Source organism: Pseudomonas sp. NFIX10 (assembly GCF_900111955.1).
Taxonomy (GTDB): domain Bacteria; phylum Pseudomonadota; class Gammaproteobacteria; order Pseudomonadales; family Pseudomonadaceae; genus Aquipseudomonas; species Aquipseudomonas fluorescens_AA.
In genome coordinates this window covers 111,515-127,365 of the sequence record NZ_FOKH01000016.1, presented here as the reverse complement: position 1 = coordinate 127,365, position 15,851 = coordinate 111,515, and the positions used below count along the sequence as shown (strand labels likewise).

Annotated in this window: 13 protein-coding genes; 12 read left to right on the top strand and 1 reads right to left on the bottom strand. The window is 62.2% G+C overall.

Annotation, left to right across the window (positions count from 1 at the left end):
* Positions 1-8: 8 nt before the first annotated feature.
* From BM321_RS16520 to BM321_RS16465, 12 genes are all read left to right on the top strand, one after another.
* Entirely contained in the window at positions 9-1,031 is a 1,023-nt protein-coding gene (locus BM321_RS16520; protein ID WP_092443363.1) for a polysaccharide biosynthesis/export family protein, read from the top strand.
* Between the two features lie 16 nt (positions 1,032-1,047).
* The gene (locus tag BM321_RS16515; RefSeq protein WP_092443361.1) at positions 1,048-2,640 is read left to right on the top strand and encodes a GumC family protein; all 1,593 of its coding nucleotides are present in this window, start codon (positions 1,048-1,050) and stop codon (positions 2,638-2,640) included.
* Positions 2,637-3,740 carry a glycosyltransferase family 4 protein gene (locus BM321_RS16510; RefSeq protein WP_092443359.1) on the top strand — a complete coding sequence of 368 codons (1,104 nt, stop codon included), beginning with the start codon at positions 2,637-2,639 and terminating at the stop codon, positions 3,738-3,740. The genes BM321_RS16515 and BM321_RS16510 overlap by 4 nt, the downstream gene beginning before the upstream one ends.
* Entirely contained in the window at positions 3,737-5,107 is a 1,371-nt protein-coding gene (locus BM321_RS16505) for an O-antigen ligase family protein (protein WP_092443357.1), read from the top strand. Before BM321_RS16510 ends, BM321_RS16505 begins: the two co-directional genes overlap by 4 nt.
* A complete protein-coding gene (locus BM321_RS16500; protein WP_092443355.1) occupies positions 5,104-6,072 on the top strand; it encodes a glycosyltransferase in 969 nt (322 codons plus the stop codon). The genes BM321_RS16505 and BM321_RS16500 overlap by 4 nt, the downstream gene beginning before the upstream one ends.
* Positions 6,065-7,201 (top strand): glycosyltransferase family 2 protein, encoded by a 1,137-nt coding sequence (locus BM321_RS16495; RefSeq protein ID WP_092443353.1) that lies wholly within the window; start codon positions 6,065-6,067, stop codon positions 7,199-7,201. Before BM321_RS16500 ends, BM321_RS16495 begins: the two co-directional genes overlap by 8 nt.
* Before the next feature lie 9 nt (positions 7,202-7,210).
* Positions 7,211-8,227, top strand: coding sequence for a polysaccharide deacetylase family protein (locus BM321_RS16490; protein WP_092443351.1), 1,017 nt, complete (start codon positions 7,211-7,213; stop codon positions 8,225-8,227).
* On the top strand, positions 8,224-9,528 hold the full coding sequence (locus BM321_RS16485) for an oligosaccharide flippase family protein (protein WP_092443349.1): 1,305 nt from the start codon (positions 8,224-8,226) through the stop codon (positions 9,526-9,528). Before BM321_RS16490 ends, BM321_RS16485 begins: the two co-directional genes overlap by 4 nt.
* A gap of 230 nt (positions 9,529-9,758) precedes the next feature.
* Positions 9,759-11,708: a hypothetical protein gene (locus tag BM321_RS16480; RefSeq protein ID WP_092443347.1), complete on the top strand. Its 1,950-nt coding sequence runs from the start codon at positions 9,759-9,761 to the stop codon at positions 11,706-11,708.
* Positions 11,705-12,394: a GNAT family N-acetyltransferase gene (locus tag BM321_RS16475; protein ID WP_092443345.1), complete on the top strand. Its 690-nt coding sequence runs from the start codon at positions 11,705-11,707 to the stop codon at positions 12,392-12,394. The genes BM321_RS16480 and BM321_RS16475 overlap by 4 nt, the downstream gene beginning before the upstream one ends.
* A gap of 5 nt (positions 12,395-12,399) precedes the next feature.
* Entirely contained in the window at positions 12,400-13,575 is a 1,176-nt protein-coding gene (locus BM321_RS16470) for a GNAT family N-acetyltransferase (protein ID WP_092443343.1), read from the top strand.
* Positions 13,576-13,985: 410 nt separating this feature from the next.
* Complete coding sequence (locus tag BM321_RS16465; protein ID WP_175534933.1) at positions 13,986-14,924, top strand: alpha/beta hydrolase; 939 nt, start codon at positions 13,986-13,988, stop codon at positions 14,922-14,924.
* 170 nt (positions 14,925-15,094) lie between these two features.
* Here the strand turns inward: BM321_RS16465 and BM321_RS16460 are convergent, their stop codons facing one another.
* Positions 15,095-15,808 carry a FadR/GntR family transcriptional regulator gene (locus tag BM321_RS16460; RefSeq protein WP_060738233.1) on the bottom strand — a complete coding sequence of 238 codons (714 nt, stop codon included), beginning with the start codon at positions 15,806-15,808 and terminating at the stop codon, positions 15,095-15,097.
* Positions 15,809-15,851: the final 43 nt, after the last annotated feature.

Sequence of the window (15,851 nt, the reverse complement as noted above, 5' to 3'; positions counted from 1 at the left end):
ATGACGAGATGAACGCCAGAATGCTTGTCCTGCTGTTGCTGCCGCTTGCCGGTTGCTCCAGCACCAGCGATACCCGTTCGATGCCGGTACAGATCCTCACGGCCGCGCCGGCCAACGCCCAGGCCACCGACATGCCCAAGGTCGAACAGACCCTGAGGCCGCAGGATGTGCTGGATGTGATTTTTCACATCGACACCACCACTTCCCAGGCTTACCGCGTGCAGCCGGGCGACCAGGTTGCCCTGAACTTCACCGCCGCCAGCCAACTCAACGGCACGCAACAGGTGATGCCCGACGGCAGCATAGAACTGCCGGGCGCCAACACCTCGGTGAAAGTCTCCGGCCTGACCACCGACGAGGCGCGCCTGGCAGTGCAGCGTGCCTACAACCAGAAGATGCTGTTCCAGCCCAATCGCAACCAATTGACCGTAATGGTGACCAGCCCGCTGTCCGGCGAGACGACCCTGCGCAACACCCTGACCCATCCGGCCACCGGCATGAGCCGGGAAATCATCGTGGGCCGGGATGGCTACGCCAGCTTCCCGGAAATCGGTGCCGTGCCGTTGCAAGGCATGACCGTCACCCAGCTGGAAACCTTCCTCAACGAACGCTATGCCCAACTGCCCGGCCACATGACGGTGGACGTGCTGCTCAAGTCCACCGCCGGCAACGAGATCTACGTCCTCGGTGAAGTGGCCCAACCCGGTTCCTACCCGATACGTCGGCCGATCTCCGTTCTCGAGGCGCTGACCCTGGCCCGGGGCACAAACGTCAAGGCAAGGCTCGACTCGGTGGTGATCATGCGGCGCAACGGCAACCAGGTCGAAGCCCGTCACTACGACGTGGAAAAAGCCCTGAGTGGCGATGCCTCGCAGATCGCCTACCTGCAGCCGGAAGACATGCTTTTCGTGCCCAAGACCGGCCTGGCCAAAGCCGGTGAAATGGCCCGGCAATTGGCCGATGTGGTGCTGTTCCAAGGCGTTGGCGTCAGCTTCGGTTACGACCTCGACAAAAACAGCAACGGCAACTGACCCCAGGTGAACGATCATGAACCCCAAGGAAAACTATTTGCACGAGTTCTTCAGGATCTTCTTCGCCAACAAGCAGTGGGTGAAGCGCGTCTTCCTGATTTTTGCCGTGATCGCCCTGGTGCTGCCCTTGATGCTCAAGCAGAGCTTCGATATCACCGCCCAGGTGATCGTCCAGTCGAAAAAACTTTCCCAAGGCGACGCCACGACTTCGCTGAACCAGGAGAACGCGACATTCGTCCCACCGACACTGGCGGACATGGAAACCGAGAGCAACATCCTGCGCTCGCCGGCGTTGATTCGCGAAACCATCAAGACGCTGCGCGACCAGGGCGAGTACACGCCAAACCCGGGCATCCTCAACAAGTGGGTGAGCGAACCGCTCAAGCGCTACGTCACCCAGCCATTGCGTGAGTACGTCATCAATCCGTTGCGCGACGGCTTGGGGCTCGAGGTCGATCCGGTACGCGACACCGTGCTCGATACGCTGACCGACGACGCCATTGAAAACCTGAAGATCGAGACCTTGCCCGGCTCCAACGTCATCTCCATTGTCTACAGCTTCGGCGACCCGGCCCAGGGCACCCGGTTCGTGGCGCAACTGCTGGAGAACTACCTCACCGGTCGCCAGGACCTGCAATCGATCGAGTTGCCCCAGACGTTCTACGAGCAGAAAAAAGTCCAGTACCAGGCCCGCCTTGACGGCTTGGAGGCCAACCGCCTGACCCTGCTCGAAGGCGTAGGTTCTTCCGATCCCAAGGAAGAAATCACTTTCCGCTTGAATGCGATCAACACCGAGGAGCAGGCCCTGAACCTGTTCCAGGACCGTCTATTGCAAGGCCAACGCTGGCTGGATTACCTCAAGACCAGCCTGGCGGCGGCGAACAGCGCGCGATTCAACGACTACACCTTCCCATTCACCTTCACCACCACCATGGACAACATTGCCTTCGAAGATCGGGAGATCAGGCAAATGAGCGAGCAATTGACCAGCCAGGTCAGCCGCTACCTCAACGACCTGGCGATCTTCCAGCCTAGCAGCGAACCCATGCTGCTGGCCCGGGAGCAGATCATGCGCACTCGCCAGCAATTCCTCAAAGTGGTGAACAACCGTATCCAGGAACGCACCACCGACCTGGCGGTGGTCAGTTCGGTGATCAACCAGAAGGTCGAACGTATCGCCGCCTTCAAGGAGCGCATCCACCAACTTCAGGAAACCCAGAGCAAGCTGCGGCAGATGGACACCGAGATCAACGCCCTGCATGCGGCGTTCTCCACCTATGCCCAACGGTTCGCCGAAGCCAGCTCCGCCCGTTCGCTGGACAACGACCTGTCCAACGCCCGGGTACTGAGCCCGCCCTTCGAGCCCACCTCTGCCGCGTTTCCCAAGCCGATGCTGATCATCGCCTTCGGCTTGTTCAGCGGCCTGCTGTTGGCGATCGCCCTGGTCTATGTGCGTGAGTTCTTCGACCATCGCTTCAAGCATCCGGCGCAAATCGGCCACCAATTGGACCTGCCGGTGCTGCTGGTGATCAACGAGCAGTCACCCGAGCAGATCAACCCGCACCGCAACTGGAGCGTGCCCAGCCTTGTCCATTGGGTGAAAAATTGAACGCGCCGCTGAGCACGTCCCACTGCAGCCGCCCCCTGTCGATCATCCATCTGCTCGGCAGCGGTGGCTTCTATGGGGCCGAGCGGATGCTGCTCGATCATTGTGTGGCGACACCCGGCCAGCATCAGGTGCTGTTCCTGGCGGCGCCGCCGACCTTGATCACGCGGTTCCGCCAGGCCGGGATCGACTGCCACCACTGCGCCAGTTGGCCCGAACTGTTGCAGCATCTGCGGCAACGGCGCGCCGAGCGCCCGCTGATCAATACGCACAACTTCAAGGGCCTGTTGTTCGGCTGGGCCGCGGCGACCCTGTTGCGCCTGCCGTTGGTGATCACGCAGCACGGCTTTACGCCGCGCAGCCCCAAGCAGCGGTTCTATACGTGGTTGAGCCTGCAACTGTGCCGTACCGCGCCGGTCAAGCGCGTGGTGTGCGTGGCCGAAAGCATTGCGGCGCTGCACCGCCAGGCCAGCGTGAACGCGGAAAAACTCGACGTGATCCCCAACGGCCTGCCGGCCGTCACGACGCCCCTGCCCCATCGCGACGACAGGCAACGCTGGCGGGTCGGCTATGTCGGCCGCCTGAGCAACGAGAAAGGCCCGGACCTGTTCCTCGACGCGATGATTCCGTTGTGCAAGCGCCATGCCTCGCTGCACGCGGTCATGCTCGGCGACGGGCCGGAACGCCAGCCCTTGCTCAAGCGCATCGTTGACGCCGGGCTGCCCATGCGCATCGAGTTGCCCGGTTATCAGACGGACATGAACGACTGGTGGAGCCGCCTCGATGCGCTGGTGATCAGTTCACGCACCGAAGGCACGCCGATGATCCTGCTCGAAGCCATGCAGGCCGGCGTGCCCGTGGTGGCGTTCGGCGTCGGTGGCATTCCCGATATCCTGCAAGACCGCCACAACGGCCTGCTCGCCGCCCCGGACGACAGCGAGGAGCTGGCACGCCAGATCGAAACACTGTTCAGCGAACCGCACCTGGCGCGGATCCTCGCCGACAACGCACGCCGCACCCAACGCGACCGCTACGACCTGCGCGCGCTGGCCGAACGCTGGTCGCAACTCTATATCCGCACGGCACGGGAGGCTCGGCCATGATCATCCCGCTCTCGATCGTCGGTCTGCTGGGGCTGGTGTGCCTGGCATTGCTGGCCAGCCCTTATCCGTTTCTCGCACCGGGTGCAGTGCTTGGGCTGGTGGGTGTTGCTGCGCTATACCGCAAGCCCTGCTGGGGTTTGCTGGGCATTGCCGTGCTGCTGCCATTCGAAGGCCTGTTCAAGGACAACGCGCTATCCGGCAGCAAATTCCTCGGCATGGCGCTGATCCTGATCTTGATGCTGCAGTTGGCGTTGCACCAGATCCCTGCGACGCGCTTGCGTAGCAATATCTGGAAGCCATTGCTCGGCTTCATGACGTTGTATGGCTTGAGCCTGTTGATCTCGGAAAACATGGACATGTCCCTGATGCAGATGCGTGAACTCGCAGTAGGGCCGATCCTGTTCATGATCACGTTGTTGATCGGGCGCGAGCTGAACCTGGAGATGTTCGCCCGGCTGATGACAGTGAGCGTCGCCACGACCTGCGTGCTCGCGATGTTTTCAGCCAAATACCAGGAACAAGGCCGCGCCTTGGGTTTGCTGGAAGACCCGAACGCCTTTGCGCTGTTGATTGCGTTTACCGTACCGCTGGCATTGTTGTTGACAATACGCAGCCAGAACCTGCTGCACCGGTTGTTCTGGGGTGGCGGTCTCATGCTGTTGTTGGGGGGAATGACCAAGACCGAATCGCGTTCAGGGCTGGTCGTGTTGTTGCTGACGCTGATGATCGGGTTGTATCACTATCGGGCGCAGCTCCCACGCGTACGTCCTCGTCACCTGGGGTTCGCGATGCTCGGCGTGGCACTCATGGTCCCAGCGACAATCGTCTTGATGCCTGCTAGCTACGTGGCGCGCATCCAGTCATTGAGTATCCTCAGCTCCGGCACCAACGACTACAAGGACGGCTCCCTGGGTCGCCGCGCCTCGTACATTGTGGTGGGCAGCCAGATGATCCGCGAGAAGCCGATACTCGGTTCAGGCCCCGGGACATTTCCGCAGCACTACGCCCCCACCGGCTATGCCAAGGCGTTCTCGGCCAATCGCAAACGGGGGGATCTGTACCGTGAGGCCCATAATACCTACCTGCAAATCTTCAGCGAAATCGGCGTACCAGGCGGCCTGATGTTTGTCGGCATGATTGGGCTGGGCCTCTACAACCTGGTGCGCACGCGCCAACTCTGGCTCCAGCGCCGGGACTGGACCCAGGCGGACCTGTTGACACACCTGGGCATGAGTTTCCTGTCGCTGGCGTTGTTTCTGATGTTCCTCAGCGCGCCGAACCACAAGTTACTGTGGATCATGCTCGCCTTGAGCAGCATATTGCGTTACGACGCCGAGCAGGCCGCGCCGCAGGAGGCCCGTTCATGAGCCGCGTCAGTATCGTCATCCCGATGTACAACGAGGCCCGGCACATCGGCCGCACATTGCTGGCCGCGCAACGGGCCGCCAATGCCGCCAGTCTTGCGTGCGAGTTGATCGTGGTCGACAACGGCTCGCAGGATCAGGGGCCGGAGATTGCCCGGCAGTTCGGTGCTCAGGTCCTGGTGGTTCCAGGCGTGCCGATCGGCGCCCTGCGCAATCGCGGAGCGCAGGTTGCCAGCGGTGAATGGCTGGCCTTCATCGACGCCGACATCGAAATGCCCGAGGACTGGCTGACGCATTTGCTGGAATTGGAGACCGCAGACGTCGCCGATGTATTCGGCCTGGACCTGTACACCCCCGCGCAAGCCCCCTGGTACGCCACGGCCTGGCATCGGCGGACCTCGCTCCCCTTGCGACACACCATGCAGCGCGTGGATTGGCTACCCACCTCCAACCTGCTGATGCGCCGCCAATGGTTCGACAGGGCCGGCGGGTTCAACGAGACCCTGCGCACCGGTGAGGACAAGGACTTGACCCTGCGCCAGACAGCCAACGGGGCACGGTTACTGTCGGTCAATGAATACACCGCCCTGCACTGGGGCTACGAAATGAACTGGCGCGAGTGGATGGGCAAGGAGCTGTGGCGCCAGGGCAGTCTGGTGCAATTGCTGCGTACCAACGGCTTGAGCCTGCGCCTGTTGCGCTTCCCGATGTTGGCTGTGCTTGTCTGGCTGCTGGACTTGCTGGCGATCTTCGCGCTGGTCACTGGCGCCCCTCAACATGCACTCATGCTGGGGCTGTTGACGACCGTGCCGGGGTTGGTGCTGAGTTTTCACCAGAGCCACAAGCACCGTAACCCGTGCCTGACCCTGCAGCTCTGGGGCCTGCACTGGGTACGCCTGCACCTGGCCGGCGCCGCGCTCATCCTCAGCCTTTGTCATTGGAAAGCAAGGAGGCCTGCCCGTGGCTGAGTTCATTTTCTGGTTGTGCCTGTTATTGCCGGTATACGCCTACCTGGGTTACCCATTGCTGCTGACGCTCGCCGGGCCGTTTTTTCCCAGGCTCAGGCCTGGGCCTCTGCCTGCGCAACGGGTCAGCGTGATCGTTGCCGCGCACAACGAACAACGCAATATCGAGAACAAACTGCGCAATCTGCTGGCCCATGATTATCAAGCGGCCAGCCTGCAGATCGTTGTCGCCAGCGACGGCTCCACCGACCAGACCGTGGCCCTGGCGCGCAGCTTCGAAGATCCGCGCATCGAGGTACTCGACTTGCCGCGCCAAGGCAAGAACAGCGTACTCAACGCCGCGGTCAGTCGTTGCACGGGCGATATCCTGGTGTTTACCGATGCGGACGTTCACTGGCTCGACGGCACGTTGGAGCGCCTGCTGGCGCCGTTTGCCGATCCTGGGGTCGGCGGTACTGTCGGTAATATGAACATTCCCGTCCCAGGCTCAGGCCTGAGCGTGGGCGAAAGCCTGTACCGCCACTACGAAGCCTGGCTGCGCCGGGTGGAAAGTCGCACCGGTTGCACGGTCTCGGCCGACGGAGCTCTGCAGGCGTTGCGCCGCGAGCTGTACCAGCCGATTCCAGCCCTGGTCAACGACGATTTTTTTATCAACACCTGCGCACCGGTCGCCGGCAAGCGCGTCGTCTACGTCGACGACGCCAAGGTGCTCGATCAAGGCGTGGACGAAGCCGGCCGTCAGTTCAGCCGCCGCCAGCGCGTCACCGTCGGCGGCCTGATCAGTCTGGCGGCCCGGCGTGAGCTACTCAACCCGTTGTGCCATGGCCTGTACGCCATCGCGTTGATTAGCCACAAGCTGATCCGCCGGCTGGCGCCGGTGCTGTTGCTGCCCTTGCTGGTGGCCAACCTCTGGTTGCTCGATGAACATGGTTTCTATCGCCTGATCCTGTCTGCCCAACTACTCGGCTACGCCTTCGCCGTGGCCGGCCTGCTGGACGTGCGTCATCGCTTGCCCAGACCGTTTCGCCTCGCCGCGTTCGTGCTGGTGACCCTGGCCGGCATGGTCGCCGGCCTGTGGCAGTTCTTGCGTGGGCACAGCTACAACCAATGGACCCCCGATCAGACTCGATGAGTGCGTGACATGCCGATCAATACCCACATCAAGACCACAATCAAGCGCACCGGCGGCTGGCTGTACCTGAACACGTCCCTGGGTCGCCATGCATTGCGTGGCGCCGGCGTCATTCTGATGTTGCACCGGGTACTGAACAACGACCCCGCCGCCGAACTGCCCCATCGCAACGAGCTGTGCGTGGGGCCCGAGGCGTTCGAACACTTGTTGATCTGGCTGCAGCAGCATTTTGAATGCGTGCCGTTGATGACCTTGCTGCTGGCCGATCCTGAAAGCGTTCCAAACCGTCCCCGGGTGGCCTTGACCTTCGACGACGGCTGGCGCGACAACGCCATGAACGCCTTTCCCCTGTTGCGCCAATACCAGGTGCCGGCGAGCATTTTCCTGTCCACCGATTTCGTTGGCAGCCGGCAGCATTTCTGGTGGGAAAGCATCGGTGAAACCCTGTGGGGCAGCCATGGGCAGGTGGCGCGGCGCTCGCTGATCGAGCACTTGCAACACGTCGGTCGGCCGTTGCCAGTGCTGCTCGATGACATCGACGACGAGCGTCGCAGCCTGGCACTGCTGCACTACCTGCAAAGCCTCAAGAGCCTCGATCCATGCACTTTGAGCGACCTCACCGAAACCTGCCCGCACGGTTCCCAACCCCAAGCATTGGACTGGCCCCAGGTGCGCATGCTCGAGGATTCCGGCCTGGTCCGCTTCGGCCCCCATGGCGCCAGCCACACGATCCTGACCGGGCTGGACGACCAGCGCCTGCATGAAGAACTGACCCGCAGTTGGACGGCCTTGGAAAATGGCTGCGCCCAACCCTTGCCGGTGTATTGCTACCCCAACGGTGATAATGACGCACGTGTGCGAGAGCAGGTAGCGGCCCACGGTTTTCCGTTCGCGCTGGGCACCGAGGCCGGACTGTATCGCCATGACGGCGACCCTCTGAACCTGCCACGTTTCGGCGTCAGCCAACGCAACGCCTGTCACCCTGAGTTATTGGCCTGGCGTATTCGCCGAGGAGCCCGTTCATGAACCGCGCACGTTACCTCAGGCTCCTGGTGATGAGCATGGGCACGAGCCTGGCGATGATCGGCCTGCGCCTGTTGCGCAACGTGTTGCTGGCCCGCATCCTGGGGCCCAGCGAACGCGGACTGTTGGCACTGCTCAGCACTCTGCCGGACCTGATCAGCGCCACCACCAGTGGGGGGCTGAATTCCGCCGTGGGTTACCAAGCGGCGCAGCATCGCTCGATGAGCCTGTTGCTCAGCCACGTGCTGGTCTTCGGTTGTCTGCTGGCGGGGTTGCTGACGCTGCTGGTGGTGGCGCTGGTACGTGAGTTCGGCGCCCAACTGGATGTCACCATACAACTGGGACTGCTGGCCTGGCTGCTGTTGCTGGCCGTGCCGCTGGCGGCGCTCAAGACCGGCCTGCTGACGCTGCACAATGCCTCCGGTGGCGTCGGCGCGTTCAATGCCTTGCGGCTGATGGAGTCCCTGGCCCCACTGTTGCTGTTCCTGGCGCTGTTCTGGATGTGGAAAGACACGGCGCTGGAAGCGGCGCTGATCAGTTGGCTGGCGGGCCTGAGCCTGGTGGTGCTGGCGGGTTTGATGTGGTTGCGTCGCGATCATGCGGTCACTCTGCACTGGGATCGCACCGGCCAGACCGAACTGCTGCGTTACGGCGTCCGCAGTCATCCGGACCTGTTGTTCCAGCAACTGATGACGCGCTCGGATTACCTGTTCATCGGCGCGCTGTTGGGCAGCACGGCGCTGGGGCACTACGCCATGGCCAGCGCGGCGGCCGAACTGCTGCATATCGTGCCGGAAGCGGTCACCACGCCACTGATGAAACGCCTGCTGCAGCAGGACAGCGACATGAAGCGCCTGACCCCGCTGGCCTTGCGCCTCACCGCCACGGCCATGCTGGGCGCCTGCCTGGGGATGGTACTGGTCGGCGAATGGCTGATCGTTACCCTGTTCGGCATCGACTATCAACCGGCTTACCCGGCCCTGCTGGCGCTGCTGCCAGGGGTGTTCGGGTTGTGCTATGCGAGCATCCTGCGCCTGGACCTGCTGGGCAAGAACCGCCCCGGCACCGTTTCGCTGCTGATGGGCGGGGGGGCGCTGTTGAACTTGGCGCTGAACCTGATTTTGATCCCGCGCTACGGCATCGTCGGCGCTGCCGCCGCGTCCTCGATCGCCTACCTGGGTGTCACCCTGGCAATGCTTGTCATGTATTGCCGCCTCAGCGGCGTAGCGCTGTGGCAGACGCTGATCATCCTGCCCAGCGATTTGCTGCCGATGCGTCAGATGTTACTGGGGAAATCGGCATGAACATGGTTGCCCGCCAAGCCGCCATCGCGAGCGAGCTCGCTCCCACAGGGTGCGGGGTTGTTCTTGTGGAAGCGGTGGGTCGGCTTGCATCAATGGTGGATGTGCCGCCCTCTTCGCGAGCAAGCCCGCTCCCACAAAAGCCTGGTGCCGAACACACTCTCCGCGACCACCATAAATCAACTGTGGGAGCGAGCTTGCTCGCGATGGGGCCAGTACGGCATGGATGGAAAATGGCCGCAGGCCTGTGCCTTTGGAGCCTGGCCTTGTTGGCCCATGGCGCGTCCATGCAATGGACCGGCATCCGTGACGGCAGCCTGTACCTGCAAACCGACCGCCAGGACACTGTCACCGTACGCTGGGTGCCCGCCTGGCAAGCCGAGGCCAATACCGAACACCTGTATCTGCTCGACGGCCAGGGACGATTGGCAGGTGAACGCCTGGTCAAGGCGGATCAGCCCCGTGGCGAACAGCAGTGGCCGCTGCCGCCGGGTGCCGCCAATTATCGCCTGGAAATTCCCGGCTACAGCTTCCGTCGCTACACCGTCGAGCATGACGCGCGCACCCGCGCCCTGTTTGCTCCGGCAAAGGTGCATTTCAATGCCGAAACCCACGACGGCGACGAGCTGTATTTCAAGGTAGCGGCTGGCGAACAGGCGGTGCTGGCAGGCAAGTTTCACGGCGGCGTACGTGCGCTGCAAGCCCGGCGCGTCAGCGACGGCAAGCAGTTGCAACTGAACCTCAAGCCATACCGGGCTTATTGGCAGTTCGATCAGGTCGCCCTGCCGATGGCTGACGTCGAACAAATCTGGCGCTTGCATCTGCAGGGCAACGGTAAGGCCGCGTTCTGGCTGGACGGCACCGCCAACCTGTTCGCCCAGGACCCGGCGCACCTGCTGCCACTGCGCCAGAATCCGGGTCAAACCCACCTGAAACTGTACAACGAGACACTCGGCACGACCCCCAAGCTGGGTATCGCTCTGCCCTACGAATTATTGCCGCCATCCAGCTACGCCGTGCTCGATGCACTCAAACCCCAGGCGGCAACCCTTTACAGCTTCGTCGATATCACGGCGGCCAGGGGCACTTATGAAGATGCCTTCCGACGCTTGTACCAGGACCGCTTCGCCATCAGCCAAGACATCACCCTGTTGGCGGCCAGCCAGCGCCGGTCCGATCTAAAGCCCGACCGGACCAGTCACAGCGGCTTGCAAGCCTGGCTCACGGCGACCCGCGCTTTGGGCGGCAAAGGCCTCCATTACCTCAGTTTTGCCGATGAGCCGAACCTCAATTACCCAGACTTCGCCAGTTTCCAGCAAATGTTCCAGAGCATGGCTGCCCAGGTCCGCGCCGATCCTGCCAACGCACGTGCCGGTGTCCGCATCGCCATGCCGGCCAGCTCCCAGTTCAGCAACGGGCCCTTAATCGAAAATGCCGCTGACAAGCGTGGGATCGACTGGGCACGGCGCCTGCTGGCGACGTCCGACGACCAGATCGACGCCCTGGCCTGGCATGAATGGATGATCCGCGACCTGCTGGCGACCCGGGTCTACCGCGACAGTGTCCGTCAGGCCGCCAACCTGGTGGGACTGGACAGCCAGGGTCGGCCGCGCAAGGCCTTGCTGTTGGACCAGACCAACATGTCCGGCGGCTCGGGTCTCAGCCCTTACGATCAGGAAACCCATTACGCCGCCCTGTGGTGGACGTCGGTGGCCATTAACGCCTCGGCCGACGGCTGGCTGGACATGCTCAACTGGTTCATGGCCGCCGACGAACCGGAGTACCCCAAAGGCATGGTGCGAGTACTGGACGATCAGCGCTTCGAGCTCAAGCCCGTGGGCCTGGCCCAGCAGTTCATTCAGCAACACTGGCTCGATCAGGTGCTGCGCCTGGACAACGACGCCTTTGAAGTCGATGTACTGGCCATGGCCACCAGCAAGCAACGCAGTCTGCTGGGCGTGAACAAAAGCACGCGAGCCCATCAGGTCAGCCTCGACGGCGCGGCCTGCCTTCAGCCGGGCATGGCCCTGCTGTATTTCGGCCCGGACAACCGCAGCCACAGCGCTCCGTTTGATTGCAAGGCTGGCCAGGTCGGGTTTCTCCTGCCAGGGGAAACCGTGTTCGCCCTCAGTTGGACAACTCCTCTTCCCCCCAACCCTGCCACTCGTCAGGAGGCACCATGAACGCTCTTCAGACATTGCGTGATCGCATTCAGAAAAAAGGTCTACGCGCCGTTCTAAAGCAGCTATGCAGACGCTACGTATTTTCCCACACCCGACTGGTGTGGCTGGAGCATGATATACGGACCCCGCTCCCTCCCCATAACCTCAAGCCCTACCCACCGATGCGCCTGGAGTTCATCACGGTCAGCAATGCCGATGCTTTTGCCCGGCACTTCGGCGACCGTGTCGAAACCATGCGCGAGTTGGCGGCCGACGGCTACACAGGCTTGATGTACCTGGATGATCAGGGCGACACCGTGGGCTTCGCCTGGGCCAGTACACGGGACTATTTCGACCGTCATTTCTATCGTTGCAACTTTCCGATCAAGCCTGGCGAGTACTTTCAGTTCGGCGGCGAGGCGATTCGTAGATACTGGGGTACCAGTATCTCGGCGGACATGCAGTTGGAGATATGGAAAGTCATGGCGGGCCACGGTTGCAACACCATGGTCGATGTCTGCGATTTGCAAAACATCCAAGCGATCAAGATGCATATCCGCATGGGCTTCCAGGAGCGCGGGCAGATCACCCACCTATACCGTTTGCTCGGTCATTGGCGGTTCCTGCGCAATACGTCTTACACCGGCACGGCACTGGACGCCTTTCGTAAACCGGCCCAGCCGGCTACCTCGACTTCGGCGGCCTGATCCCCATGACGATCCGGTTCCAATGGTGTCGCTCACTGAGCGCGGCGGACTTTCCTGTATCAGCTTATGAACAGCTGCTAACCCAGGTGGCCGACGCAACACCATTCAATACCCTGGCCTGGCTGCAAGCGGCGGAATTCGCCCTGCTGCCCGAGCAACAATTGCATATTCTGCTGGGCTGGCAGGACCAGACCTTGTGCCTGTGCCTGCCCCTGATATCAGGACTTGAGCCTATCGGCGGGCTGCGGTTCCGGGTGTTGCATCACTTGGGTTTTCCAATGGCCGACCGCATCGCTCTGCTGGCGCGCCTGGACACCGAAGACATGGGCCAGGCGCTGATGCAGATTCGTCAGCACTTGCCTCACGCGTTGCTGCAATTGAATGAAGTGATCGAGCCGGTCGGAGAGCAAAGCGTCCTCAGCGCCTGGATGGCGCTGAGCTCAACCGGGGAGCGGCGGCTCAGTTGCCGGGTTCCGGTGCACTTGATCAACGACAGTGACCGTCAAGAAATATCCGGCGATCCACGCTACAAATTGCGTCGGGCGCGCAAGCGGATCGCCGCTTGCGGTGCCGAAATCCGCCGAGTGACGCCAGACGCCATCAGCATCGGACAGCTATTGCGAGCCCTGGCCGAGGTCGAGACTGCCAGCTGGAAAGGCGAGGAAGGTGTCGGCATCTTCGCCGACCCCAGGCGCCGGCAATGGATGAATCACGCCTTCACCGCTCTCGCCGCCCAAGGCCTGGTACGGGTGGTGCTACTGGAGCTGAACGGCGAATGCATCAGCTATCGCCTCGGCCTGCTGGATCAGGGGCGACTGTTCGACTACAACCTGGCGTTCCTGCCGCAGCACGCCGATCTGGGCAGCGGCCGGGTATTGCTCGAGGAGTGGATTCGTTGGGGGTTGGACGAGAACTGGCACTGGATCGATGCATCACGGGTCAGCCTGGAGAATTCCAGCCATCAGTTACATGAACGCATGACCGGCCAACTGGAACACTGGCGCTGGAGCTTTTATTCATGGCAGCCCGGAGGCTTGCTCCTGGGATCTGCCTTGCGGCTATGGAAAAGCGTGAAGCCATGGTTTCGCAAACGCCGGACCAAACCAACCGCGACGACGGCATTGTCCTCTCCAAAGAACCAGGAGAACACGAATGCCTCGTCAAGTGATCGTCAATGCTGACGATGTCGGGCTCAGCCTCAGTGAAACGTACTGCACAGGCGCCTGGCAGGTGTTCAAGTACTAAGGCTCCAAGGTGCGGTCGTAGAATTCCTCGCCCCACACGTGCGTGCTCGGCCGATGGACACCGACAAAGACCTGGGTCATGCCCTGGAGATTGATCCGCACCTGGACCTCGACTTGCGTGCCGTCCTCCAATAGTTCTTCGTGGTCGCGGCCCGGCAGCCGGCTGTTAACCCAGAGCCGATACTGTGCGCGTTATCCTCCCCTAAAGGAATGGGAGTAAGGCACCAGGCTGGGAATTTTCCAGCGCCGAAAAGCGCGCTTCAGACGAATGACAGTCGCAAATCCCTGCGCCGTTTTCAGAGAATCTGCTACAAGGCATCTTTGGTTTCGAGTAGCGAATGGCATCGATGTCTTCACTCTTACTTTCCGGCCTGAAACGCCGCTGGTTGGCCTGGCTGTGCATGGGCGCATTGATGGTCGGCCTGCCGGTGGGCTGTGCCGTGTTGCAGCATAAGGAGCGGGAACTGGTCTTTCGCATCGAACCGGGGACGGCGAGCTGGTTCAGTGGGCTGCCCAGCGGCGTGCAGGAGTTCGATCTCAAGCCAAAAAGCTTCAAGGCCGGGGAAAACATCCACGGCTGGTGGTGGCCGGCCGAGCGCAAGAATGCGCCGGCCATCCTGTATTTGCATGGTGTGCGCTGGAATTTGACCGGCCAGTTGTTTCGTATCCAGCAACTGCGGGCGCTGGGCTATTCGGTGCTGGCCATCGACTATCGGGGCTTTGGCAAAAGCCAGGGCGATCTGCCATCGGAAGCGAGTGTCTATGAAGATGCGCGCATCGCCTGGGAGCATCTCGAAACGCTGCAACCGGACCCAAGCCTGCGACTGATCTATGGTCATTCCCTGGGCGGCGCTGTCGCGGTGGATCTCGCTGTGCAGCTCGGTCAGCAGGCGGCGAAAGATGGCAAAGCCCAGGTCCGGGGCCTGGTGATCGAATCCACGTTCACCTCCCTGGGCGATGTCGCCACCTCGATGGCGAATACATCCCTGCCGGTGCGCTGGTTGCTGTCGCAGAAGTTCGACTCCATCGACAAGATCGGCGAGATCAACATGCCGCTGCTGATTGTCCATGGCGCCGCCGACCGCTACGTGCCGCCACGCTTCAGTGAGCAACTGTTCAATGCCGCCCGGGAACCCAAGCACCTGCTGCTGGTGCCCGGGGCGACGCATAACAACAGCATGAGCCTGGCGGGCAAAAACTACCGACAGGCGTTGGATGCCCTGATGAAAAGCGCCCCCGCCCCCATGGCCGGAAACGCCCCCACCGGCCCGGCCAAAGCGGGCTGATCCATGGAAATATCCACGCCCCTCTTGTGGGAAGCGGTGGGTCAGTCATGGAAATGTTGGGTGTGCCGCCGCCATCGCGAGCAAGCTCGCTCCCACAGGTGGGAACACCTCGAAAAAACGGTGGGAGCGAGCTTGCTCGCGATGGCAGTGGGTCAGGCGACGATGAACCGTCAGGATCCCGCGCCAAACCGGTCACGGCTGTTGGTCAGGTGCAGCCACATGGCGGCGCGGGCGGCGTCCGGGTCCTGGCGCTTGATCGCGTTGAAGATCGCCTCGTGCTCAAGGTTGGCCAACTGCGCCAGCTTGCTTAAATCGGCCTGGCCGCGCTCGGCCACGTTCACGCGGGTCCGGGGAATCATCGCACTGCCCAGGTGCTGCATGATTTCGACAAAACAGGCGTTGTCCGTGGCTTCGGCGATGAGCAGATGGAAACGCCGGTCGGCTTCGACACAGCTGTCGTTGTTGTTGGACAACCGCTGATAGTCATCCAGCGCCTGGCGCATCTGCTGCAACTGGTGTTCGCTGCGGCGCTGGGCCGCCAAGGCGACGGCCTGGGTCTCCAGGCCCAGGCGCAGTTCCAGGATCGCCCGCACGCCCGCGGCGGTGTCGACATTCAGGCGCAACCCTGGCTCGCCGGTTTGCGCCAGCACGAAGGTGCCGATGCCGTGGCGGGTCTCTACCAGCCCCGAAGCCTGCAACTTGGAAATCGCCTCGCGCACCACCGTCCGGCTGACGCCATGGGCCTGCACGATGGCACCCTCCGATGGCAGCTTCTCACCCGGTTTCAACTGCCCCAGCAAAATGCTCTGGCTCAGCTTCGTCACCAGGTCATGGGCCAAGTTGTGGGTACGCTTGCGCAGGGGCGCGTCGGTGTCTTGCGGCATCGCCGAGGTTCCTTGAAAACAGCCTGACTGATCGTATCACCAG

Bases quoted from the DNA above. Each gene is read 5' to 3' on its own strand.
- BM321_RS16520 (WP_092443363.1), top strand. From the start codon at position 9: ATGAACGCCAGAATGCTTGTCCTGCTGTTGCTGCCGCTTGCCGGTTGC.
- BM321_RS16515 (WP_092443361.1), top strand. From the start codon at position 1,048: ATGAACCCCAAGGAAAACTATTTGCACGAGTTCTTCAGGATCTTCTTC.
- BM321_RS16505 (WP_092443357.1), top strand. From the start codon at position 3,737: ATGATCATCCCGCTCTCGATCGTCGGTCTGCTGGGGCTGGTGTGCCTG.
- BM321_RS16500 (WP_092443355.1), top strand. From the start codon at position 5,104: ATGAGCCGCGTCAGTATCGTCATCCCGATGTACAACGAGGCCCGGCAC.
- BM321_RS16490 (WP_092443351.1), top strand. From the start codon at position 7,211: ATGCCGATCAATACCCACATCAAGACCACAATCAAGCGCACCGGCGGC.
- BM321_RS16485 (WP_092443349.1), top strand. From the start codon at position 8,224: ATGAACCGCGCACGTTACCTCAGGCTCCTGGTGATGAGCATGGGCACG.
- BM321_RS16480 (WP_092443347.1), top strand. From the start codon at position 9,759: ATGGCCGCAGGCCTGTGCCTTTGGAGCCTGGCCTTGTTGGCCCATGGC.
- BM321_RS16475 (WP_092443345.1), top strand. From the start codon at position 11,705: ATGAACGCTCTTCAGACATTGCGTGATCGCATTCAGAAAAAAGGTCTA.
- BM321_RS16470 (WP_092443343.1), top strand. From the start codon at position 12,400: ATGACGATCCGGTTCCAATGGTGTCGCTCACTGAGCGCGGCGGACTTT.
- BM321_RS16465 (WP_175534933.1), top strand. From the start codon at position 13,986: ATGTCTTCACTCTTACTTTCCGGCCTGAAACGCCGCTGGTTGGCCTGG.
- BM321_RS16460 (WP_060738233.1), bottom strand. From the start codon at position 15,808: ATGCCGCAAGACACCGACGCGCCCCTGCGCAAGCGTACCCACAACTTG.